18 protein-coding genes are annotated in these 22565 nt (G+C 63.1%); 5 read left to right on the top strand and 13 right to left on the bottom strand.

Annotated elements, in window-relative coordinates; all coding sequences use genetic code 11:
- Positions 1-395: 395 nt before the first annotated feature.
- The 3 genes from ACYG9V_RS07225 to ACYG9V_RS07215 all read left to right on the top strand — a co-directional run bounded on the left by ACYG9V_RS07225 (position 396) and on the right by ACYG9V_RS07215 (position 3783).
- Complete coding sequence (locus ACYG9V_RS07225; protein WP_023668816.1) at positions 396-1073, top strand: sugar transferase; 678 nt, start codon at positions 396-398, stop codon at positions 1071-1073.
- 217 nt (positions 1074-1290) lie between these two features.
- Positions 1291-2514 carry a polysaccharide biosynthesis/export family protein gene (locus tag ACYG9V_RS07220; RefSeq protein ID WP_032904309.1) on the top strand — a complete coding sequence of 408 codons (1224 nt, stop codon included), beginning with the start codon at positions 1291-1293 and terminating at the stop codon, positions 2512-2514.
- Positions 2515-2691: 177 nt separating this feature from the next.
- The gene (locus ACYG9V_RS07215; RefSeq protein WP_352763979.1) at positions 2692-3783 is read left to right on the top strand and encodes an acyltransferase family protein; all 1092 of its coding nucleotides are present in this window, start codon (positions 2692-2694) and stop codon (positions 3781-3783) included.
- 10 nt (positions 3784-3793) lie between these two features.
- On the opposite strand, the gene ACYG9V_RS07210 is transcribed toward ACYG9V_RS07215, so the two are convergent.
- From ACYG9V_RS07210 to ACYG9V_RS07190, 5 genes are all read right to left on the bottom strand, one after another.
- Complete coding sequence (locus ACYG9V_RS07210; RefSeq protein ID WP_023689977.1) at positions 3794-5077, bottom strand: O-antigen ligase family protein; 1284 nt, start codon at positions 5075-5077, stop codon at positions 3794-3796.
- 275 nt (positions 5078-5352) lie between these two features.
- A complete protein-coding gene (locus tag ACYG9V_RS07205; protein WP_352763978.1) occupies positions 5353-6180 on the bottom strand; it encodes an SDR family NAD(P)-dependent oxidoreductase in 828 nt (275 codons plus the stop codon).
- A 96-nt stretch (positions 6181-6276) separates the two neighbouring features.
- Positions 6277-6762 (bottom strand): acetone carboxylase subunit gamma, encoded by a 486-nt coding sequence (locus ACYG9V_RS07200; protein WP_023729650.1) that lies wholly within the window; start codon positions 6760-6762, stop codon positions 6277-6279.
- Positions 6759-8963, bottom strand: coding sequence for a hydantoinase B/oxoprolinase family protein (locus ACYG9V_RS07195; protein WP_352763976.1), 2205 nt, complete (start codon positions 8961-8963; stop codon positions 6759-6761). The genes ACYG9V_RS07200 and ACYG9V_RS07195 overlap by 4 nt, the downstream gene beginning before the upstream one ends.
- Before the next feature lie 12 nt (positions 8964-8975).
- On the bottom strand, positions 8976-11135 hold the full coding sequence (locus ACYG9V_RS07190) for a hydantoinase/oxoprolinase family protein (protein ID WP_352763974.1): 2160 nt from the start codon (positions 11133-11135) through the stop codon (positions 8976-8978).
- Positions 11136-11245: 110 nt separating this feature from the next.
- Between ACYG9V_RS07190 and ACYG9V_RS07185 the strand changes: the two genes are divergently transcribed.
- On the top strand, positions 11246-12025 hold the full coding sequence (locus ACYG9V_RS07185) for a helix-turn-helix transcriptional regulator (protein WP_352763972.1): 780 nt from the start codon (positions 11246-11248) through the stop codon (positions 12023-12025).
- A 9-nt stretch (positions 12026-12034) separates the two neighbouring features.
- Here the strand turns inward: ACYG9V_RS07185 and ACYG9V_RS07180 are convergent, their stop codons facing one another.
- The 8 genes from ACYG9V_RS07180 to ACYG9V_RS07145 form a co-directional block, all read right to left on the bottom strand.
- Positions 12035-12616, bottom strand: coding sequence for a DUF1349 domain-containing protein (locus tag ACYG9V_RS07180; RefSeq protein WP_023703587.1), 582 nt, complete (start codon positions 12614-12616; stop codon positions 12035-12037).
- 14 nt (positions 12617-12630) lie between these two features.
- A complete protein-coding gene (locus tag ACYG9V_RS07175; protein WP_023684246.1) occupies positions 12631-14070 on the bottom strand; it encodes an aldehyde dehydrogenase family protein in 1440 nt (479 codons plus the stop codon).
- Positions 14071-14235: 165 nt separating this feature from the next.
- Complete coding sequence (locus tag ACYG9V_RS07170) at positions 14236-14721, bottom strand: hypothetical protein (protein WP_023694218.1); 486 nt, start codon at positions 14719-14721, stop codon at positions 14236-14238.
- Between the two features lie 100 nt (positions 14722-14821).
- A complete protein-coding gene (locus ACYG9V_RS07165) occupies positions 14822-15703 on the bottom strand; it encodes an ABC transporter permease (RefSeq protein WP_023707792.1) in 882 nt (293 codons plus the stop codon).
- The gene (locus ACYG9V_RS07160; protein ID WP_031196280.1) at positions 15700-16659 is read right to left on the bottom strand and encodes an ABC transporter permease; all 960 of its coding nucleotides are present in this window, start codon (positions 16657-16659) and stop codon (positions 15700-15702) included. The genes ACYG9V_RS07165 and ACYG9V_RS07160 overlap by 4 nt, the downstream gene beginning before the upstream one ends.
- A gap of 37 nt (positions 16660-16696) precedes the next feature.
- Entirely contained in the window at positions 16697-18340 is a 1644-nt protein-coding gene (locus tag ACYG9V_RS07155; RefSeq protein ID WP_023703589.1) for an ABC transporter substrate-binding protein, read from the bottom strand.
- A gap of 35 nt (positions 18341-18375) precedes the next feature.
- Positions 18376-19152 carry a DUF427 domain-containing protein gene (locus tag ACYG9V_RS07150; protein WP_023715545.1) on the bottom strand — a complete coding sequence of 259 codons (777 nt, stop codon included), beginning with the start codon at positions 19150-19152 and terminating at the stop codon, positions 18376-18378.
- Between the two features lie 15 nt (positions 19153-19167).
- Complete coding sequence (locus tag ACYG9V_RS07145; protein WP_023668832.1) at positions 19168-20526, bottom strand: LLM class flavin-dependent oxidoreductase; 1359 nt, start codon at positions 20524-20526, stop codon at positions 19168-19170.
- Between the two features lie 191 nt (positions 20527-20717).
- Here ACYG9V_RS07145 and ACYG9V_RS07140 point away from each other — a divergent pair, with 191 nt between their 5' ends.
- Positions 20718-22520, top strand: coding sequence for an ABC transporter ATP-binding protein (locus ACYG9V_RS07140; RefSeq protein WP_352763970.1), 1803 nt, complete (start codon positions 20718-20720; stop codon positions 22518-22520).
- The last annotated feature ends 45 nt before the right edge of the window (positions 22521-22565 follow it).

Here is a 22565-nt window from a genome sequence, read left to right as displayed (position 1 = left end):
GGCGGCGGCTTGGACTCCGCCATGCTGCGATGCACACGCAGGGGTGGTGGCCTAACTCGTCATGCGCTTTATACTACAGTAGAATCTACAATGTTGATTAGTATTTTACTTGATTAATTTAGCAAAGCCAGTGATTCGAAAATCAGTTAAAGCCGTTCCCTCTGCGGCAAAGGACGATTTGCCCAAAACCCGCCGAAAAAAGGCATTACATTTCCTACGGTTGCTAATTATTCGTCACAAACCCGCCATAAAGGGCAAAATTTGGGCAAGGACGGTTTATTATTTAGTCAATTCCTGACGTGACTATTTCAGCCATATGGGAAATTGTGTGTTGCGCTGCAGCATTTTTTTGGTATCGTGGCATAAACCATCCGTTCAACGTATGGAGCTTTTGCATGAGGGACGTTGCCAAGTCGGCCAATGCGGCATTTTCGCATGTCGGCGTAGATTTTCCGCCACCCATCGGCGGGCTGCTGAAGCGCAGTTTCGATATTTTCGGTTCACTTGTCGGCCTGGTGGCGCTTAGCCCGCTGTTCCTGATGGTGGCCCTTCTGGTCAAGCTTTCCGACGGCGGCTCGATCTTCTACGGCCACAAGCGCATCGGACGCGGTGGGCGGATTTTCCCCTGCCTCAAGTTCCGCACCATGGTCGAAGACGGCGAACGTGTGCTGGCCGCCTATCTTGCGGCCAACCCGGAAGCCAACGCCGAATGGATCGCGACCCGCAAGCTGAAGAACGATCCGCGCGTCACCCGCGTCGGCGCCGTTCTGCGCAAGCTCAGCCTCGACGAGCTGCCGCAGATCATCAACATCCTGCAGGGCGACATGAGCCTTGTCGGGCCTCGCCCGGTGGTGCGCGACGAGCTTGAGATCTACGGCAGCGCCGCGGTCTATTATTTGAAGTCGCGGCCGGGCCTGACCGGGCTCTGGCAGGTCAGCGGACGCAACGATGTCTCCTATGACAGTCGCGTCGCGTTCGACCGTCACTATGTCGAGAACTGGTCGCTGTTCGAAGACGTTCGCATCATCCTCAAGACCGTGCCCGCGGTGTGGATGTCGCGCGGTTCCTACTGACCGACCGCAACTGGTCAGCAATCGGGCCGGCACGGCCCGAAGCCAATCCGGTCCAAAGCTATTCGGCGATGGGCCGGTCTCGCATTGCAGCCATAGTGTTCTGCCAGGTTCCGAAGGAGGCACTCGGCAGCAGGCCTATCGGGCGGATGGGGCCAAAACGGATCGGAAACGTCAGTTGAAAACAGACATATCAGCGTATTTTCGCCTTGCCGGCCCGATGCGGCCGGCACGGCTCGTCGCCACGTGCCTCGCTCTGTCGCTCGCGGTTCCGGCCATGGCCGACGAGTACCGGCTCGGCTCGCAGGACAAGCTCAACATCCGCGTCGCCGAGTGGCAGACGGTGGAAGGCACGTTCCGTGACTGGTCGGCGGTAAACGGCGAATATTCGGTCGGTCCAGCCGGCAATTTGTCGGTGCCGTTCGTCGGCGAACTGCCGGCCGCCGGCAAGACCACGTCAGAGGTTGCGGCCGCGATCAGCGTCGCCCTGCAGCGCAAGCTTGCCTTGTCGGACAAGCCGGAAGCCTCGGTGGAAATGGTGCAGTTCCGGCCGTTCTACATCTCGGGCGAGATCCAGACCCCTGGCCAGTTTCCCTATGTGCCGGAGCTGACCGTGCTCAAGGCGATCAGCATCGCCGGCGGCATCCGGCGCAACGCCGATTTGGGCACCCAGCTCGGCAAGGACCTGATCACCGCCAAGGGCAATTTCGACATTTATGACGACCAGCGCGTGCGGTTGATCGTCAAGCGTGCCCGCATCGATGCCGATCTCGCCGGCAAGGAGAGTTTCGAGGCGCCTAAGGAAGTCGAGGGCGACCCGCGCCTGGCGACAATCGTCGCCGACGAAATGCAGATCCTGATCTCCGACCAGAAAGCGTTGAAGCTGAAGCTGCAGGCGCTTGACGATCTGAAAGGGGTCCTGCAGTCCGAAATCGAGGCGCTGCAGAAAAAGATCGTCAACCAGCAAAAGCAGGTCGACCTGGCGCAGCAGCAGGCGGACAGTATCGGTCCGCTGGCGCAAAAGGGCCTAGTCGCCAACGCACGCCTGCTTTCCTCGCAACAGTCGGTCACCGATCTGCAGGGCAAGATCCTGGACTATGAGACGGCGGTCCTCACCGCCAAGCAGTCGGTCAGCAAGGCGACGCAGGATGCCATCGATGCCCAGAACACGTTGAACTCGAGACTTGCCGCCGACCGGCAGCAGGTCGAAGCAGACCTCAACGAAGCCGCACTCAGGGTCAACATGCAACAGGGCCTGATGGCCCAGGCATCGGACCCGGCCACGACCGCCGCCATCACAAACAACAATGAAGAGCCGGCGCTCATCTATTCGCTGGTGCGCGTGACCGACGGCAAGACCAGCGAGATCGACGCCAAGGAAGATACGCCGGTGCTGCCGGGCGACGTCATCAAGGTGAAGCTGGCGCCGACGGCCAGCCAGTAACCTGTTTGTTTGGAGCAATTCCGGACGGAAAACCGTTTCCCACTTTTCCCGGAATTGCTCTAGCGCTCGGGCTCGCTCGGCGAGGCCCGCGCGATGGAGGCGGGAGGAACCAGTTCGGCTCGTTCGCGCCAGGGTGCGGGCGGGAACTTCCGTTTTTCGACCGCTTGAAGGCATTCCATGCAGCCCGCCGCACCGCGCCACGTCTACCTCAATCTCGATGCCATCCGCGGCGTCGCGGCGATCAGCGTCATGCTCTACCACTTCTCGCCGTTCCTGGCCGCCGGCAAGGTGCTGCCGTCGAGCTATCTGGCGGTTGACCTGTTCTTCCTGCTCAGCGGCTTCGTCATCGCGCATGCCTATGACCGCAAGATCGAAAACGGCATGGGCTTCGGCACGTTCGTGGCGATCCGCCTGATACGCCTCTACCCGCTCTACCTCGCCGGCACGCTGCTCGGTTTCTTCTATCTCATCGTCAAGAACCCGCTGATTCCGGCGGAATACATGCCGATCTCCGAGATCGGCACCATGCTGACGACCGGCATGTTCTTCATCCCGCTGGTCAGCGATGCCTATCACACGATCTTTCCGCTCAACCCCGCGTCGTGGTCGCTGTTCTTCGAGCTGATCGTCAACATCGCCTATGTCGCCGTCTTCTTCCTGCTGACGAAACGCGTGCTGACCGTGCTCATCGCCGTCAGCCTGGTGCTGCTGGTCATCGCTTCGATCGTGGCCGGCACCCTCGACTTCGGCATGACCGGCTCGACCATCATCAGCGGCCTGCCGCGCGTCTGTTTCTCGTTCTTCCTGGGCGTGCTGCTTTGCCGGTCCATGACACGCTATCAAAGCGGGCTCGACTTCCTGCGGCGCGGCTGGTGGGTCGAGGGTGCGATCGCGCTGACGCTCATCGTCTTTGCCATCGCGCCGGCCGGCGGCGCGCGCGTCGCCTACGATCTCGCCTGCGTCGTCTTTGTTTTCCCGGCGCTGGTGGTGGTCGGCACTATTGCGCCGACGGCGCCGCGCCTGTCAGGCCTCTATGGCTGGCTGGGGCGGATTTCCTACCCGATCTACATCATCCACACGCCGCTGCTGATGATCATCGCCGGGGCGGGCAAGGCCGCAGCGATCGACCCGTTCGCGCATCATCCCTGGTTCGGCATCGTCATGGCGGTTTCGGTCATCGTCATCGCCGACATCGCCACGCGCGTCTATGACGAGCCGTTGCGCCGCTTCCTGCAGCGGCTGATGCTGCGCAAGCGCGCCGTCGCCTGAGATAAGCAAGTCAGACGCGCGCCGGCATGCGGCCGTTGGCGGTGTTCTCGTCCGGCACCGGAACATAGGCCCGCCTTGCCCTGGCGAGCGGCACCGGGCGCAGCTTGAACAGGCCGTAATAGACGATGAACGAGGCCATGAAATAGGGGCCGAGGATCTCGACCTCGAAGAAGGAGCGGATCAGCATCATGCCGACCGCGCCGGCGAGCACCACCGAATCGGCGCTCCAGTCACCGAACACCACCTTCGAAACATGGCCCCAGAAGGAGCGCAGGATGATCAGCGCCAGCATCGTCACGCCGATGAAGCCGAGCTCGACCAGCGTCTCGATATAGGTGTTGTGGAAATGGAAGCCGGTGCGGGTGGAGATGTAGAACTCGGCCCAGAGCCGTTCCGGATCGGCAAAACCCTGGATCCAGTAGGCGGCATAGCCATAACCGAGCACCGGACGCTGCTGCGCGGCGGCCCAGCCCTGTTCCCAGAGATAGGTGCGGCCGGTCAGCGTCGAATCCTTGCCGAAGATGCCGAGCACGACATCGAGCAAGCCAAGGTTCAGCGCAGCCATCACACCGCCCACCAGCGCCGTAGCGCCGACGACGAACAGCACGCGGCGGTAGCGGCGTGACAGAACCTTGCTCATGGCAAGCAAGGCAACGACACCGATCACCGCCGGAAGCGAAGCGACTGACGTCGCCGAGTGGGCGATCGCCAGCATATAGACGGACAGCAGGATGATCGGCGCGGTCCAGACGAAGCTCATCCAGTTGCGCCGGTAGAAGGCCAGAAAAGCGAAGCAGAAGAAGATGCCGAGCGAGGCGAAGAAGCCGATCTGGTTCTTGGAGCCGAAGGCGCCGACGAAATTGGTGGTGCCGTCGATAGTGTCGAGCGCATAGGCGCCAACCTTCAGCGAATACAGCAGCACGATGAAGATGCCGATCAGCGAGCCCAGCACCAGCGTGCGCGTGCTGATGGTGCGCGCCGCGATGTAGGCGCACAGCATGTGGGAGAAATATTGCAGCCCCGCCCGCGCGCTGGTGCCGGCCGCTTGCGACCAGAACAGCGACAAACAGACATAGGCCGCAAACAGCAGCGGCAGCCAGGCGCTGGAGAGATCGCGGGCGAAACGCCGGTAGTCGACGAACAGCAGCGGCAGCCATACCAGATAGTAGGCGAGGATCAGGATCTGGCCGAAATTGGTGGAGTAGGCGAAGGCAAAGACCGACACCGCAACGGCGAAGGCGGCATAGGCCTTGTTGTTGTCCGGATCGATCAGAATGGATTTCGGGATCTTCATATTCGTACCGGATTTCTCATGCTGCCGCCTTTCAGCTGGGCTGAAGCGCCCATGGTCGGCTTTTCTGCGTCATGCGCGATCGCCGGAACCTGCCCTTGCCGGATCCCGATCAGCGGGCATCCATTGTGCAGTGCACAATATAACCTCTATCGCCTGTCACTCAATGGTAAATTTGCCGCGAGGGGTAAAGTTGCCGCAGGCAGGGCCAAAACGAACATGCAACCGACAAATGGCGTTAATGCGGCTCGCTCGTTCGAAAATTCAAACTGTGGCCGCTACCACAGCGCTCCGCCGGTGATCTGGATGTTTTCCATGGTGATGCCCTTGGCCAGATCCGAGCACAGGAACACGGCTAGAGCCGCGATTTCCTGCGGCTGCAGCATGCGCTGCTGGGGATTGCCCTTGGCGATCTCGGCCATCGCTTCCTCGGCGGTTCTGCCGTTGCCCTCACGCTCGACCACCTGCGCCACGTTGCGGCGCATCAGTTCGGTCTCGACCCAGGTCGGGCTGATCATGACGCAGGTGACACCGTGCGCGGCGCCTTCCAGCGCCACGCAGCGGGTAAGGCCGAGCAGCCCGGCCTTCGAGGCGCAGTAGGCCGGGTTGTCCTTCCAGCCGACGGAAGCCGCTGTCGAGCCGATGTTGACGATACGGCCCCAGCCGCGCTCGATCATGCCGGGCAGCACAGCTCGGGTGACGCGGAACGCTCCGCTCAGATTGGTGTCGACGATCTTGTCCCACAGTGCGTCGGAATGGCCGCAGACCGGCTGTTCGGCGGTGGTGCCCGCGGCATTGACCAGTATGTCTCCCGGGCCGATGGCGGCTTGTGCGTCAGCCGCAAACCGGTTGGTCACATCGCTGTCGCAGACATCGAGATGGGCGGCATAAACCCTGGTGCCGTGTGCCGACAGGGCCAACCGCACGCGCTCGATTTCATCGGCGCCGGGATAGTAGGCGGCGTCGGTTCTGTCGGCGCCGGCGGGGGCGATGTAGGAGCCGACCGCTACATTTGCGCCGGCCTGCGCCAACGCCGTCGCAATGGCGAAGCCCATGCCGGAAAACCCGCCGGTGACGATCGCACTGCGGCCGGAAAGGTCTGTCATGGGCAGTGAATCTCCGATGCCGACGTTTGATGCCATAGTCTTAGACCCAGCCCGGTGACGAGCGCTACCTTGCCTGCAGCGCTGGTCACCACGTCGCTAAAGCGGTTTGCCCAGCCACTCGCGATAGAAGCCTTCGAGATCGGGTTCGAAATCATGCACGATCGGATAGCCGGGTGCTGCCGCCTCGACCTCGTGCATGGTGCCGCATTGCGGGCAGATGAATTCGCGGATTTCCATCCATTGCGGATCGGGGATATCGCTGTTGGGATAGATCTCGCGCAGCGCTGCCTCGGTGTTGCGCACGTTGATCGCGGCCTTGAGCTTCCAGTTCTTGCGGTAGTCGCCGAAGGAGTGGCCGCATTCGCAACGGGTGATGCGCTCGTCGCCGCTCTGGCAGATGAACAGGTGATCCGAGACCGGCAGCAGGATCGGGTCCTTCCAGGTGACACGGTCCTGATAGACGGCGAGCATCTTGAAGAAGCGGTCGTCGTCCTTGTAGGCGCTCATGATGCGCTTTGTCTGAGGCCAGGGGAGCTTGCCGGCTGAGAGATCGCCGAGGACTTCCTTGCTGTACGAGGTCATGGCTTTGCTCCCGGCATGAAGATCGATCTGGCGTCGACGGTCCAGAAATCGCTGAAATCCCTGGTGAAGCGCGACGACAGCTTGATCGCGCTGGCATACATTTTCTTCACCTCGGGCGCGAAGTCGGCCTTCTCGACACGGCCGTGTTCGGCAGCGATCCAGTCGGAAACCGGGATCGCCTTGGCCAGACGCTCTCTGCGCATGGCGGCACGACGTTCGACGGTGGCGTCGATATCGGCAACCGGATAACCCTCGGCGTCGTCCTTCAGCACGATGCCGAAAATCTGGATCGCCGCCTGGCGGGTGAGAAAACCGTTCTCGACATCCCAGGCGGTCTTGACCGGATCGCGCTCCAGCACGTCGCCGTAACCGCCGCCACCATTGTAGGAATGGCTGAAGATGTCCCCCGACTTGTGCGGCGAGGTGATGTAGGGGCCTTCGACCACGGCATGGTCGCCGCCGATGTTCTTCTCGTAGTCGGAGACATGCGGATCGATACCTGGGGCATGCGCGAGCGGTTCGCCTTTTGCCGCCAGTTCATGGATGTTGGAATTGCGTACCGCGCGATGCTTCTGGCAGGTCGGCGCGGGATAGCCGCCACACATGCCGCCATTGTCGAATACCCGCGAGGAGTGTTCGGAGGTGTGCAGTCGCAGGTGCGAGGTCTTGTTGATCAGCCAGGTCGAGACGAAGGAACAGCCGCCGCGATATTTGCCGGCGCCCCCTGAATTGGGGACGATCGAGCGGCCGATATAGACCATCGGCATCGATTGTTCCCAGACCTCGATGTTGCCCATGTCGGATTCCGGATTCCAGCCGACATAGGCGGTGTCGAGGCCATCGGCGATGGCCAGCGCGCCGGAGCCGGCGGCGGCGCATTCGAAATGCGCCATGCCGAACGGCGTACCGTACTGGCTTTCGCCGCCCATCTCGATCATCGGGCTGTTGACCTGGCCAACGAAGGCCTCCTCGACGAAGCCGCGCGCGACGAAGCCGCGCGACAAAAGGCGCTGGAACACGCCATAGGCCGGCAGCAGCAGCGCCCAGGATGTGGCGGTCGCCACCATCTCATTGTCGGGGTTGGTCCAGGTGCCGTGCGGCAGCTTCAGCTCGGTCGCCATCCAGGCGCCGTCATTGACCAGGCCCTCGAAATTCATGTGCTGGGTCAAGGTGACGAACATGCCGCCATCCATGCCGGCCGGCGTGCAGTTCATCGAATGGTAGCCCCAGGGCTGCGTGCCCTCGAAGTCCATGGTGATCTTGCCGTCGGTGGTGATCTCCATCTCGATCGGGATGTTGTAGAGCCAGTCGGGATCGCCAAGCAGCTGGAAGCCGGGCTTGCCCGCCGTGACATGGCCGTAGAAGGTGTGGCCGCGATAGATGCCGGGCACGGTGAGCTGGCGGGTGCGGGCGAGCTGGGCACGACGGCCCTCCTCGATGAACTCCTTCGATACCTTCATCCAGTAGTCGAGGCCGATCTCCGAGATCAGCTGCTTGACGCTTTCGCGCATGTCGATGCAGGAGGCGACCTTGGCCTTCTCGTCCAGCACCCAGTAGATCGGCATGCGCAGATTGCGCTCGCAGCGGATGACGTAGTCGCGGCGGATCTCGTCATTCTCGCCGATCTTTTCGGCGCAGACGAACAGGCCTTCGGTGAAGCGCTCCTGCGCCAGGCAGACGTCGCCGCCGGGCGTGATGCCGCCGGCTTCGAGCTCGTGGCAGACCGCACCGGCCCAGCCGACCAGCGTGCCTTCATGGAAGATCGGCATTACGTCCATGACGTCGGGCACCTGCACGGTGCCGATGAAAGCATCGTTGTTGGCGAAGATGTCGCCTTCGCGGATCTTCGGGTTTTCCTCGTAATTGTTCCTGATCATCCATTTGATGAAGCGGCTCATCGTGTGGACGTGGACCATGATGCCGTTGGACAGCGCGATCGCATCGCCCTCGGGCGTATAGATCGCCACCACCATTTCGCCGACTTCGCGCACGCCGGGCGAGGCCGAGATGCGGCGGGCCATTTCGCGGGCCGAGACGCAATAGGCGCGCAGCTTGGTGTGCAGCGTCTCGAATTTCAGCGGGTCCTGGTTGCGTAGCGTGAGCTCGGTGATGCCGTCATAGCAGCCGGTCTCTTCCATCAGCCGTTCTGAATCGAGCAGCCGTTCGCGAAGGCGCAGGGCCGAGGCAGGTCTGTCCAACATGGCGGTGCCCTTTCAAGAATGGGTGTAATGCAGCAGCGTCCACTCATCGACGTGGACACGGTCCTGCGGATGAACAACGAGCGTGGTGGCGGGATGTTCGATGATGGCCGGACCGATCACCTCATGGCCGGGCTGCAGTAGGTCCATCTCGTAGAGATTGGCCTTGTGCCAGCGTCCCCCGATATAGGCCTCGCGCACGCCCTTGTGCGCTGCTGCCGGGGCCGACTTGCCGAGCGGGCGCTTCAAGAGCACCGGCTTGACCTTGTCGGCGGTGGCGATCAATCCGAGCTCGGTGATGGTGAAGCCGGCTTCGCCATAGCGCGAAACGCGATGGTTGACCTTGGCGTAGACCGCCTCGAACTCGTCGATGACCCTACGCATGTCGTCAGCCGAATTGACCTCGGCAAGCGGTGCCATGACCTCGACATCCTCGAGCTGGCCGGTGTAGCGCATCATCAGGAACGGCACGGTCTTGATCTTGTCTCTGATATGGCCGTCGCTGATCATCTCGTCGACCGCCGCCTTGGTGAGATCATTCCAGACGTCGGTGACCTTCTTGCCGAAAGCGAGCAGCTCGTCATCGCTTGCGCGGGCGCCGATGTCGTGCTGCGTCGAGACCGAATGCCGACGCATGAAATCGGCGGTGGTGCAGCCGAAGGCCGAGAAGGCGGCGGCAAACTGGAAGGTGATGATGTCCTTGAAGCCGATGCCCCTGGAGCAGCCGGCCAGATGCAGCGGACCCGAGCCGCCATAGGACAGCAGCGTGAATTCCGAGGGATGGATGCCCTGGCCGGAGATGACCCGGCGCAGCGCGTTGTTGGCATCGGCTTCCAGCATGTCGATCATGCCTTCGGCAGCCTCCTCGACACCGACGCCAAGGATGCTGGAGCATTTTTCCTCAAACGCTTTGCGCGCCTTCTCGACCTGCAAGACGACCTTGCCGCCGAGGAAATAATACGGGTTGAGGCGGCCTAGTATGGCGTCGCAATCGGCGATGGTGGGTTCAGTGCCGCCCCTGGCGAAGCAGATGGGGCCGGGGTCGGAACCGGCGCTTTCCGGCCCGAGCGAGACTTTCTTGGTCAGCGGGTCGACCTTGAGGATCATGCCGGCGCCGGCGCCGATCGTGTCGAGATGCAGCGTCGGCACGTTGAGCTTGAAACGGTCCATCAGCGGCTCGTTCTCGATCCGCGTCTGGCCGCGCGAAATGACGCCCATGTCGAAGGAGGTGCCGCCCATGTCCGAGCAGATCAGGGAGTCGTTGCCGATGAGCTTGCCGACATAGGCCGCGCCGAGAATACCGCCGATCGGGCCGGAAATCATGGTTTCGTGCAGGCGCGGATGGTTGATTGAGGTCAGGCCGCCAAAGGACAGCAGCGTCTGCACGCCGTATTTGAAGCCGTATTTTTTCGAAACGTCCTCGATACCCCTAAGCTGCTTGCGGCCGCGCGACGTCGCGTAGGCTTCGATCAGCACCGAGTTCAGCCGCGACTGTTCGCGGATGACCGGGCGGACCTCGTGGCTGGTGTAGATGAGGATGTCGGCGCCGGCTTTCAGCACCTCCTCGCGGCATATCTCGGCGATGCGCTTTTCGTGCACCGGATTGACGTGCGAGAAGATGGTCATGATGCAGATCGCCTCGACCTTGTCGGCAATCAGCTTCCTGGCCGCAATCGCGACTTCATGCTCGTAGAGCGGCAGCACGATGTCGCCGAACTGGTCGATGCGCTCGGTGACGCCATGGGTGCGACGGCGCGGCACCAGCGGATCGGGATGATGGTGGGTCACCGCATGCAGCCGGTCGGCATAGGAATAGTCGGCCCAGGCCTGCAGGCCGCGACCCATCAGGATCATGTCTTCCAGACCCTTGGTGGTGATCAGGCCAAGCCGGCGCCCGGTGCGCGACAACAGTGTGTTGAGCATGCCGGTGCCGGAATAGAGCACGACGTTGACGCCGGAGAACAGCTGCTCCAGCGAGATGCCCCAGGCGTCGGCCGCGTCTTCGGCCGATGCGAGGAAGCCTTCGGCCTCGTTCTTGGGCGTGGTTGCCGACTTGCCGATCTTGAAGTGGCCGTCCTGGTCGACAAGGATCGTGTCGGTCATGGTGCCGCCGGCGTCGATGCCGATGACGATTGGATTGCCGACGATGGGGCTGGTGAGGTTGGGTTGGGTCACGGTCGCCTCAGGATTGCTGTAGGATGGCTCAAGCTAGATTCCTTGGGCGGCCTTGCGCCATATGCCAAAAGACACAATGTCCGCCGGACCGGGATCGCCGAGAAAAGGGCATGCGCATGGGCAATATCTGGGGGCCGCTCGCCAGGGCGATTGCCGCCACCGGTACGGACAGGCATGTCGACTGCCTGATTGACCTGATCGGCGCCGACATCGAGCACGATCTCGTCACCGTGACCCGATATTCGGCGACGCAGACGCCGGAATTCATCAAGCACCGGCGCTTCTCCGACGAGATGGTCCGGCGCTATCTCGACAATTACTACGTCTTCGACCCGTTCTATGCCTCGTGGCGGCGTGAACGCCGGCTGGGCATCCTGCCGCTGAAGCGGCTTGCCGATGACGAGGCCAAGCGCGGCCAGTACATAGCGGGCTTCCTGGCGCAGTCGGAAATCTTCGACGAGGTCGGCATCATGCTGGCCGATGGCGGCGACTGGTGCCTCGGCATCTTCCTCGACCGCTCGACCTCCACCTTCAAGGAGAGCGAGATCGCCCTGCTGGACGAGCGGCTGCCGGTGTTCGAGGCGCTGCATGCACTCGACATTGAGGCGCGGGGGACGGAATTCTCCCGCACATCGGCGCCGACCGGCCCCGGCGCCTCGCCCCGGCAAGAGCCGACTATTCCTGCGAGCCTGTGGCCGGAGCTTTCCTTGCGCGAGCGCGAACTGGTGCAGCTGATCCTGGCGGGTCACCCGACCGCCAACATCGCCGAGCGGCTCGGCATCACCGTTGGCACGGTGAAGAACCACCGCCGCCGCATCTATGAGAAGCTCGACATCACCACCGAAAGAGAACTGTTTTTACAGTTCTTCCAGCACCGCGCGGACGGCTAGGTATCGCCCTCAGTCGTGCAACTGCCTGGAAATCGGCGGGCCGACCGTAAAGCCCGAAAAGGTGACTTCGAAACCCTCGCGCTGCGGCGAGCAGCACATCATGCCGACATCGACGGATTTCGAGACCGGGAAATAGGCCAGCCGCACCGGCTTCCAGTGACTATCGGTGGAGTCCAGATACTGGACGCGGATCGCCTCGGCGTGGCGGGTCAGGCGGATGCGGACGCCGTCGGGGCCGGCCGCGATGGCTACAAGGGACCAATCGGAGGTGTCGTTGGTGACGACGACAGAGAAATACGCCAGCCCGTCGGTGTATTCGATGCCGGCCTTGATCCAGTGCGTTTCGCTCAGCCGCAGCATCAGCCCGGCCTGGTCGTAGAGCACCTTGTAGTCGCCCTTGACGGTGACTTCGGCGCTGAAGTCACCCTCGACCGGCCGATACAGGAAATGGCCATTGTCACGCCAGAAACCGTAAAAGGTTTCGCGCCAGAAGTCGGTTTCCTTGCCGGTGCGCACATGCACCGTGTCGTCGCCGACAACATGATGCGTCGGTGGGTTGAGCCAGGTCAGGTCCTCTTTCGCCGCCGTCATCGGTTCCCCCGCGATCAGCCGGCAAATGTATAGGCTGTCTTTACCGTGGTGTAGAACTCCGCGGCATAGCGGCCCTGCTCGCGCGGGCCGTAGCTCGATCCCTTGCGACCACCGAACGGGACGTGGAAATCGACGCCCGCCGTCGGCAGATTGACCATCACCATGCCGGCTTCGGAGTTGCGCCGGAAATGCGTGGCATGCTTGAGGCTCGAGGTGCAGATGCCGGACGTCAGGCCGAAGGGCGTGTCGTTGGCAACCGCCAGCGCCTCGTCATAATCCTTGACACGGATGACATTGGCGACCGGCCCGAAGATTTCTTCGCGCGAAATGCGCATGGCGTTGGTGCTCTCGGTGAACAGTGCCGGCCTGAGGTAGAAGCCGGGCGTTTCGCGATCGAGCCGCTCGCCGCCGAAAGCGAGGTTGGCGCCTTCCTTGCTGCCGATGGCGATGTAGTCCTCGTCCTGCTTGAGCTGGCTCGCATCGACGACCGGTCCTATCTGGGTCTTGGTGTCGAGCGCATCGCCGATGACGAGCTTTTCCAGGCGCTCCTTGAGCGCGGCGACGAAGCGGTCGTGAATGCCCTCGGTCACCACCAGGCGAGAAGAGGCCGTGCAACGCTGGCCGGTCGAGAAATAGGCGCCGTTGATGGCGCATTCGACCGCCGTGGCGAGGTCGGCGTCATCAAGCACGACCATCGGGTTCTTGCCGCCCATTTCGAGCTGGAACTTGCGCATATGCTCGACGCTTGCGGCGGCGACGCGTTTGCCGGTGCCGACCGAGCCGGTGAAGGTGATGGCGTTGAGGTCGGGGCTGTCAAGCATGGCCTGGCCGACCACCGAGCCCTTGCCCATGACCAAATTGAGCACGCCTTTCGGCAGGCCGGCGCGGTGCAGGATGTCGACGATGGTCCAGGCGCTCTCCGGCACCAATTCGGCCGGCTTGAAGACGATGGTGTTGCCGTGGGCCAACGCCGGCGCGATCTTCCAGGTGGGGATGGCGATCGGGAAATTCCACGGGGTGATGATGCCTACCACGCCGACGGCTTCGCGGGTGATCTCGACGCCGACGCCCGGGCGCACGCTGGGCACCAATTCACCCGACAGGCGCAGCGTCTCGCCGGCGAAGAAGTCGAAGATCTGGGCGGCGCGGATGGTCTCGCCAATGCCCTCGGCCAGCGTCTTGCCCTCTTCGCGCGACAGCGCGCGGCCGATCTCGTCCTTGCGCGCCATGATCTCGTCCGACGCCTTTTTCAGCACGGCGTGGCGCACCAGCGGCGCCGAACGCGACCAGGCCGGGAAGGCGGCTTTGGCCGCCGCGATGGCCTGCTTTGCCTGCTCGGCGCCGGCCGAGGCATATTCGCCAACGACATCGCCCGTGTTCGAGGGATTGATGTTGCGCGAGCCGGCCTCGCCCACCCACTCGCCATCGATCAGATTTTTACGAAACAGGCTCATGTCGCGGTTTCCTTGTATTGGTTCGCTGGGGGTGCCGTATGCCTGAATCATTTATCAGACAAATGACGACACTGTGAGGGCTGAAATCTAGCTGCGGACTGGATAGCCGATGGCGCGCGGCTATGAAAGCCGCGACCTCAAGATGGACAATATGAAGCGGCCCTGTCAGGTCGGAAAAGTCCAGAACAGGCAAGCCAGCGTCGCCGCGGCGAAGATGACGAAGAACAAGCTCCTGAGCAGGATGTTGCGGCGCAGCTCGTTCATGGTGAAATGGCTGCCAACGATGGCCGCGGCGAACAGGAAACGCCAGTTCAGGAGCGCCCACAGCACGCTGCTCTGGCCGAAAGCCCAGCGGGCGACGAGACAGCCGACAATTGTGGCGAACAGGGCAATCACCGCCCAGAACAGCGCATCCGCAGCATGGGTCAAGACGATGCCGGCGGCGCGGATCGGCAGGATCATCATCAGCATGGCGCCGAAAAAATAGACGGCGGCGAGTGGCAGGAACGACCCGGCATCGGCGATGCCGTCCAGCCGCCTCACCCCGATCGCGCCATAGGGATAGCCGTGCCTGGCGACCGCCAGGCTGAGCGCCATGAGCAATGCGGTGAGCACCGCGACCAATGCGAATGTAATGAGGGCCTTGCTCATGCCGTTCCTTGCTTTGAGGCCCTGTCAGAGCCGAATCACGAGGAACGATTTTAGCGCACGGTCCGCGATTGCGCGTCAGCTTTGCTGAGCGTTCCGCTCTTCACCGGTCGCTGTTTTCGAAGGCCCCCATGCCTTGCGCGATCAGATTGGTTGCCATGACAAGCGAAACGATGGCTGCGGAGTTGAAGATCACCACCCACCATTTGCCGCCGGTCAGGAAGCCGTAGCCGTCGGCGACCGCCAGTCCCCAATCGGCTGAGGGAGGCTGGATGCCGAGGCCGAGGAAGCTCAGCGTGGCGATCGAAAAGAAGGCGTAGCCAAGCCTTGTGACCAGCTCGATGAGGATGGTTTCCCTGACATTAGGCAGGATCTCGAGGAACATGATGGAAAGAGCGCTCTCGCCGCCGAGACGAGCGGCGCTGACATAGTCGCGTTCGCGCTGCTCGCGCACGGCGGCACGCACCGTCCGTGCCACCAGCGGGGCATAGGCGATGCCGATCACAAGGATGACGGTGAGGTTCGATGGCCCAAGCGCGACCAGCGCCATGGTGACGAGGACGATGAAGGGAAAGGCCATCAGCGTGTCGAGCAGCCTGGCGCCGATGGCGTCGATCAGCCCGTCGAAATAGCCGAGCACGAGGCCAAGCACGCTGCCGGCGGCAACGCCGAGCAGTGTTGCTGCCGGCGCGACCAGCAGGATGTCACGCGAGCCGACGACGATGCGCGACAGCACGTCGCGGCCAAGTTGGTCGGTGCCGAACCAGTGCGCGGCATCAGGCGGCGCCAGCATGACGAGGAAATCCTCGGCATAGGGATCGTAGGGCACAAACAGGCTGCCTAACACGGCGCAGCCGACCCAGAACAGCAGGATCAGCGATCCAACGATCACCGAGGGCGGCAGCTGCGAAACAGTCTCGCGGATGCGACTTGCTGCCCGCCAGCCCAGCGTACGGCGCTCCGGCAATTCCATCAGTTCCATCATGGCGAAACACGGCGGCGCTGCCGCGGATCGAGCAAGGCATTCACGAGATCGCCTGCCGCGGCCGACAGCACGAAGATGGTCGCCATGACCAGCACGCCGGCTTCGAGCATCGGGAAGTCACGCGACTTGGCGGCGTTGAGCACCAGATTGCCGAGACCCTGTATGCCGAACAGCGCTTCGATCACCACCAGCCCGCCAAGCATGTAACCGGTCTGCGTCGCCAGCACGGCGATGGTCGGCGTCAGCGCATTACGCAGCACGTGCCGGATGAGGATTTCGCGACGCTCAAGGCCTTTCAGGACGGCGGTGCGCGTATAGTCGGCGGCCAGCGCCTCGATCACACCGGCCCGCGTCATGCGGGCGATGTAGCCGGCAAGGTTCAGCACCAGCGGCAGCGCCGGCAGGATCAGATAATAGCCACTGACCCACAGCCCGGCGCCATCGGGAGCAGCGCCGGTGATCGGGAACCAGTTCAGCCACAGGCCGAAGACGATGAGCAACAGCAGGCCGGAGACGAAGTCCGGGACGATGCCGAAGGACACGCCGGCGAGTACGATCAGGCGGTCGACAAAGCGGCCCTGGTTGAGACCGGCGACGATGCCGGCGCCGATGCCCAGCGGCAACAGAAAGACGAGGATAATTCCGGCGAGGGCCGCCGAGCGCTTGAGGCTTTCCAGAACGAAGGGCGCCACCGGCAAACGCAACGACAGGGAGGTGCCGAAGTCGCCTGACAGCACGCTGCTGAACCAGTGCCAGTATTGCACGAGCACCGGCTGGTCGGCGCCGAGCTGCCTGTTCAGCGCCGCGACGGCCTCGGCATCGGCGAACGGCCCGAGCATGAGGCGGGCGACATCGCCGGGCAGAACCTGCCCGGCGAAGAACACCAGCATGCTGACCAGCCACAGCGTGAGCAGAAGCGAGGCTGCCCGCACCGACACAGTGCGGCCGGTCAGCATCGGATTCCGGTGCCCGGAGTGGCTGGACGTCTCGCAATCATGCCTGGGCGAACGTCACGCGATCGAGCAGCAGATGCGAGATTGCCGTGAAGCGGACGCCCTCGACCTTCGACGAGACGATGCGGCTGTATTGCGAGAAGTAGCTGATGATCAGCGGCGTCTCGTCCAGCAGCAAGGTCTGGATCTTGCCCGCGGCAAGGCGTTGCGCCTGAAGGTCGCGGGCCTTGCCGTATTCGAGCAGCAGCCCGTCATAGGCCGGGTTGTTGAAATGCGCGGCGTTCCAGGCGCCCGAACTCTTCAGCGTCGCGTTGAGGAAGATGTCGGGCGTGCCGCGATGGCCAAAATCGGTAATGCCGAGATTGGAATCGAGCCATGGCGACGAGCCGAACTTCGCCGAGCCATAATAGGCGTCCTGCGGCAGCACGTTGAGCTTGATGTCGATGCCGGCCTTCTTGGCAAAATTCTGGATCAGCACGGCATAATCGGGAATGTCATAGGCGCGCTCGGTGGTCAGCGTCACCGGGAAGCCGTTCGGCACGCCGGCCTCGCCAAGCAGGCGCTTGGCCTCGGCGATGTCCTGCTTGCGCTGCGGTACCGACGGATCGGCCGAGGGGAAGATCGGCGCGAACGGGGTGTCGTTGCCGATGATGGCGCGGCCCTTGAGCAAGCCCTTGACCACCGCCTCGCGGTCGATGGTGAGCGCCAAGGCGCGGCGGATGCGCTTGTCGGTGAACGGCGCCTGGTCGGTCCTCAGATGCACCTCGTCATGCGAACTTGCCTGCACGCTGAGCAGCTTGAAGTTGGGATTGCCCTCGATCGCCAATTCCAGCCGGGTCGTGCTCGGGATGACGTCGAGCTGGCCGGCCTGCAGCGCCAGCACCTGCGCCTGCTCGTCGTCGAAGAACTTGATTTCGACGCGGTCGGGCAGCGCCTTGTCGCCCCAATAGTCAGGGTTGCGCACGAAGCTGGCGCCCTGCTTGGGGCGGAAGGATTCGAGCTTGAACGGGCCGGTGCCGTTGAAATTCTTCTCGAAATCGCCGGCATAGTCGGCCGGCAGGATGACGGCATTGTAGACGTCGGACGAGACATAGAAGGGGAAGTTGCTGTTGGGCCCGTCGAGATCGAAGGCGACTGTCTGGTCGTCGACGACCTTGGCGCCGCCCTTGGACAGGATGCCCTTATAGGCCGACAAAGCGGACGAACCGCTGGCCGGATCGACCAGCCGCTCGAAGCTCGCCACCACATCCTTGGCGGTGACGGTGCGGCCGTCGTGGAATTTTACGCCCGGCCGCAATTTGAAGGTCCAGCGGCTGGCGGTCTCGTCGGCCTCCCACGACAGAGCGAGCTTGGGCTGCAGACCGTCCTTGGGATCGTCGAGGATGAGATATTCGCCGACCTGGCTGATGACGCCGATGCTGGCCGGATCGGTGATGGAGACGGGATCGATCGCCTTGGTCGGCTGTCCGAGCCCAACGCGGACCGTGCCGCCGGCGCCGGCAGCGCGCGCCGTGCCGAAACCAGCAAGTCCCTGCGAGGCGGCAAAGCCGGTGAGGCCGATCAAGGCTGCGTATTTCAGCAGATCGCGGCGCTTGAGGAAGCCGGCCTGGTGCTCATCGACGGCGACGTTCCAGATGTCGCCGGACAGATTGCGAAGCGTATCGATGTCGTTGCGTTTGGTCATTTTGAAACCCCTGTCTGAAATGACTGTTGAATGGCTTAAGCGACTGGTTCGCCGTCGAGATGGATGCGGTCGACGGCTTGCGGGTAAAAGGCGATGAGGCCCCTGATCTTGGGCATTTCGGCAATGGGATCGCGGTAGCTCCAGGCGACATCGGGGCTTACCGAGCCGTCGGCGCGCCGGCCCGACCAGTAGGAGGCGATGCCCTTGTAGGGACAGCGCGTCGTGCTGTCCGAAGCGGTCAGCCGGTCGAGCCTGACATCGTCCGGGTGCAAATAGAAACGCGTCGGCAGATGCGTTTCGAACAGAAGCACCGGGCGATGGCTGTCGGCGATCAGTTCGCCGTCGAACCAGATCTGGACGTGGCTTGAACTCTGCAGCACATCGATGCGTGCGTATGGATCGCGGGCGTGGACGAAGACTTCTTCCTCCTCCTCGAACCATTGGTCGACCGCTTTCCAGGTGAAGGCGATGCGGCCGGCCAGTGGCGACAGGCTTTCATCCGGCGGCGCGACAAGCGACCAGGCCGCATTGGGAGAAGCTTTCGATCCCGTCTCCAGGTCCCAATAGGTGGTTTCGCCGCCGACTGGATGCGGCTGGCGATGCTCGGACGGCTTCAAGAGCGAGCGGTCCACCGAGGAGGCCGGGAAGAAATAGATCGGCAGAAAATGGTTGGAGCGCAGCACCAGGACGTTGCGGCTGTCGGCGATGGTGCGGCCGGCGAATTTGACCCGAATGCGCTTGGGGCTGTGCAGAACATTGATGAGCTGCGGAGCCGTGGCTTCGCGGGGCTGAAGTTTTGGCGCTGCGGTCATATCAGTTGCCCCAAGTCAGGATACGGCGCGCACATTGTCGCGCTGTTCGGCGAAGCGGTTGGCCGGCCGAGCCAGGCCGAAACGGTCACGCAGCGTCCCCGGCGCATATTCGGTGGGGAATACGCCGCGGCGCTGCAGTTCCGGCACGACCTGCTCGGCAAAATTCACCCAATCCTCCGGGAGCAGCGGGAACATCAGGTTGAAGCCGTCGGCGGCACCTGCCTCGAACCAGTCCTGCAGCTGATCGGCGATCTGGTTGGGCGTGCCGACGACGGTCGGCACCGAACCGCTGTTGGCGAGCTTGCGAGCGATCTCGCGCAGAGTGAGGTTCTGCTTCGACCATTCCTTGACGCGATTGAGCGAGGTGCGGCCGCCATTGAAGGTGCTCTCGTCCGGCAGCGGCGGCAGCGGGCCGTCCGGCGGATATACGGAGAGATCGACGCCGCTCCAGCTCGAGAGAAGGTCGATGCCGACCCGATCGGGAAGCAAGCTCTGCAGATACTCCTGCCGCTCGCGTCCCTCCGCTTCGGAAGCTGCGACGATCGGCAGGATGCCCGGCAGAATCTTGAAGCTCTCGGGCTTGCGGCCATAACGGGCGAGGCGCTCGTTGATGTCCTGCCTATATTTGATGCCGTCTTCCTTGGTGCTGTAGATGGCAAAGTGCGCATCGGCGTGCGCGGTAGCGAAATTCTTGCCGTCTTCGGACGAGCCGGCCTGGACGATCAGCGGATGGCCCTGCGGCGGGCGCGAGACATTGAGCGGTCCGCGCACCTTGAAATGCGGGCCCTTGTGGTTGATCGCATGGACCTTGTCGGGATCGGCGAAATAGCCCGATGCCTTGTCGATCAGTAGCGCCTCGTCTTCCCAGCTGTCCCACAGCGCCTTGACGATATCGAGGAATTCGGTGGCGCGCTCATAGCGAAAGGCGTGCTCGATATTGCCGTCGCGGCCGAAATTGCGGGCCTCCTCGTCCATGGCCGACGTCACCACATTCCAAGACGCCCTGCCCTTGCTGATATGGTCGAGCGAGGCAAACATGCGGGCGACATTGTAGGGCTCGCTGTAGGAGCTCGAGGCGGTTGTGATGAGGCCGATATGCCTGGTCACGCCGGCAAGCGCCGACAACAGCGTCAGCGGTTCCAGGCGGGCATTGGCGTAATGGGCTACGCCGCTCTGTACGGAATCCCAGATCGCGACATGGTCGGCGACGAAGATCGTATCGATCCTGGCGCGCTCGGCAGACTGGACGAGATCGCGGTAGAAGTCGAAGTCGAGCACTTCGCGGCCGGGCGCGCGCGGATGGCGCCATGACATACGATGATCGCCCTGCGGGTTGAAGAAAAACGCGCTGAGGATCATGTGGTCGCGTGCCATGTCGGCCTCCTTGCAGAACTGCTTCAGACGACCGTCGCGATGCCTCGACGGGCCGCGACAATCTCTCCTGAGCGACGAAAGGTAGATTGCGCTCCAGCTTAATTCGAGTAATTTTATCGAGATTGTGCATTGTGAAAGCGGAAGCGATTGCCCTCGATGGCGGCGCTGGGAGAAAGTGGTTTCAAGGCCCCATGTCGTCATCGGTTCTGAAGGTCGAACAGCTCACCGTCGCCTATGATGGGCGCCGGACATCGCATCCGGCCGTCAACGGTGTGTCGCTCACTATCGGCGAAGGCGAAGCACTCGGCCTTGTCGGCGAGTCCGGATCGGGGAAGAGTTCGGTGGCGCTCGCAATATTGCGCTATCTGCCGCGCAACGCCCGGGTCGCTGCGTCGGCGCTTGAGTTCCAGGGCCACGAGATCCGTGATCTCTCGCCCGAGCAGCTTCGCCGGCTGAGGGGAGACCGCATCGCAGCCGTCTACCAGCATCCGGGCGCGGCACTCAATCCGGCGATGACGATTGGCCGGCAGATCACCGAGACGATCATGCGGCATCGCCCGGTTCGCTCGGACGAGGCCCGCGGTCGCGCCGCCGAACTGCTCGGTCGCGTCAGGGTGAGCAATCCGGAGCGGGTGCTCGATCTTTACCCGCATGAACTATCCGGCGGCATGCAGCAGCGCGCCAACATCGCCATCGCCATCGCGCTCGACCCGTCGCTGCTGGTGCTGGACGAGCCGACGACGGCGCTCGACGCCAGCGTCCAGTCCGAGATCATCGCCATCCTGCAGGATTTGCGGCGCGACCACAAAACCAGCGTCTTGCTGATCAGCCACGACATCAACATGGTCCGCCGCGCCTGCGACCGGGTGGCCGTTATGCAGTCGGGAACGGTGGTCGAGAGCGGCGTCGCGAACGATGTCTTCGAGAACCCTGTTCACGCCTACACAAAGGCGCTGATCGCCTCGATCCCGGCGCTCAACTTCACCAAGCGCGACGGCAGGCTTGCGGAGACGCACGCGGCCGAACCGTCGATGCCTGTCCACAGTGATCAGCCGGAAGCCCCGCGCCCGATTGCCGTCGCCTGCAAAGGCATCAGCCATGCCTTCGGCGCACAGCCTGTGTTGCACGACATCGATTTGCAGATAGGCCAGGGCGAGACATTCGGGCTGATCGGCGAATCCGGGTCCGGCAAGTCGACACTGGCAAGGATCGTCACCGGCCTTCAGGTGCCGAACGCCGGATCGGTCGAACTGTTCGGCCGCCCGGTCGCGGCGCGCGTCGAGAAGAGAAGTGCAGGCGAACGGCGCGACGTGCAGATGGTTTTCCAGTCACCCGATCGCACGCTCAATCCGCGCCAGCGGATAGGCAGGATTCTCGGCCGTCCGCTGCGGCGGCTGGCTGGCCTGCGCCGCAGCGAGGTGAAGCAGCGCGTCGGCGATCTGCTGGCCTCGGTCCGTCTAGCCGCCGCGACCGTCGACCAGAAGCCGCGCTCGCTGTCCGGCGGCCAACGCCAACGGGCGGCCATTGCGCGCGCCTTCGCCGGCGTGCCGAAGCTCGTCGTGCTGGACGAGCCGACCTCGGCGCTCGACGTTTCCGTGCAGGCGACGGTACTCAATTTGCTCAACGATCTGCAGCGCGACAAGGACACGACCTATCTGTTCATCAGCCACGACCTCAGGGTGGTGCGCTACATGGCCGACAGGATTGGCGTGCTCTATCGCGGCCGGCTGGTCGAGACCGGTTCGTCAGAGCAGATTTTTCGCGGGCCCAACCACCCCTATACGAAGCTGCTTCTGGCCGCAGCCTCGGATGAGACGGCGCCGAAGGTTCCGGCTCAGCTCGACCTCGCCGCGCAGGATGCCGAGACCTCCGGATGCGCCTTCGCCAGCCGCTGTCCCGTGGCCCTGCCCGACTGCCGAAAGGCGCAACCACCCGTCAGGCGGGCCGGCGACGGTCATCTGATCGCCTGCTGGAGAGACGCAAGCAGTCTCTGACTGCGAAGCGGGCAACTGACAAGCCTGCCTTCGAGGAGATGTCCC

The organism is Mesorhizobium sp. W016 (genome assembly GCF_054719485.1).
Note: the sequence above shows the minus strand (reverse complement) of the source record. Positions and strands in the feature narration are given on the sequence as shown.

Bases quoted from the DNA above. Each gene is read 5' to 3' on its own strand.
- ACYG9V_RS07215 (WP_352763979.1), top strand. From the start codon at position 2,692: ATGCAGCCCGCCGCACCGCGCCACGTCTACCTCAATCTCGATGCCATC.
- ACYG9V_RS07160 (WP_031196280.1), bottom strand. From the start codon at position 16,659: ATGCTGACCGGCCGCACTGTGTCGGTGCGGGCAGCCTCGCTTCTGCTC.
- ACYG9V_RS07210 (WP_023689977.1), bottom strand. From the start codon at position 5,077: ATGAAGATCCCGAAATCCATTCTGATCGATCCGGACAACAACAAGGCC.
- ACYG9V_RS07220 (WP_032904309.1), top strand. From the start codon at position 1,291: ATGCGGCCGGCACGGCTCGTCGCCACGTGCCTCGCTCTGTCGCTCGCG.
- ACYG9V_RS07140 (WP_352763970.1), top strand. From the start codon at position 20,718: ATGTCGTCATCGGTTCTGAAGGTCGAACAGCTCACCGTCGCCTATGAT.
- ACYG9V_RS07195 (WP_352763976.1), bottom strand. From the start codon at position 8,963: ATGTTGGACAGACCTGCCTCGGCCCTGCGCCTTCGCGAACGGCTGCTC.
- ACYG9V_RS07200 (WP_023729650.1), bottom strand. From the start codon at position 6,762: ATGACCTCGTACAGCAAGGAAGTCCTCGGCGATCTCTCAGCCGGCAAG.
- ACYG9V_RS07155 (WP_023703589.1), bottom strand. From the start codon at position 18,340: ATGACCAAACGCAACGACATCGATACGCTTCGCAATCTGTCCGGCGAC.
- ACYG9V_RS07150 (WP_023715545.1), bottom strand. From the start codon at position 19,152: ATGACCGCAGCGCCAAAACTTCAGCCCCGCGAAGCCACGGCTCCGCAG.
- ACYG9V_RS07145 (WP_023668832.1), bottom strand. From the start codon at position 20,526: ATGGCACGCGACCACATGATCCTCAGCGCGTTTTTCTTCAACCCGCAG.
- ACYG9V_RS07225 (WP_023668816.1), top strand. From the start codon at position 396: ATGAGGGACGTTGCCAAGTCGGCCAATGCGGCATTTTCGCATGTCGGC.
- ACYG9V_RS07170 (WP_023694218.1), bottom strand. From the start codon at position 14,721: ATGAGCAAGGCCCTCATTACATTCGCATTGGTCGCGGTGCTCACCGCA.
- ACYG9V_RS07165 (WP_023707792.1), bottom strand. From the start codon at position 15,703: ATGATGGAACTGATGGAATTGCCGGAGCGCCGTACGCTGGGCTGGCGG.
- ACYG9V_RS07180 (WP_023703587.1), bottom strand. From the start codon at position 12,616: ATGACGGCGGCGAAAGAGGACCTGACCTGGCTCAACCCACCGACGCAT.
- ACYG9V_RS07185 (WP_352763972.1), top strand. From the start codon at position 11,246: ATGCGCATGGGCAATATCTGGGGGCCGCTCGCCAGGGCGATTGCCGCC.
- ACYG9V_RS07175 (WP_023684246.1), bottom strand. From the start codon at position 14,070: ATGAGCCTGTTTCGTAAAAATCTGATCGATGGCGAGTGGGTGGGCGAG.
- ACYG9V_RS07205 (WP_352763978.1), bottom strand. From the start codon at position 6,180: ATGACAGACCTTTCCGGCCGCAGTGCGATCGTCACCGGCGGGTTTTCC.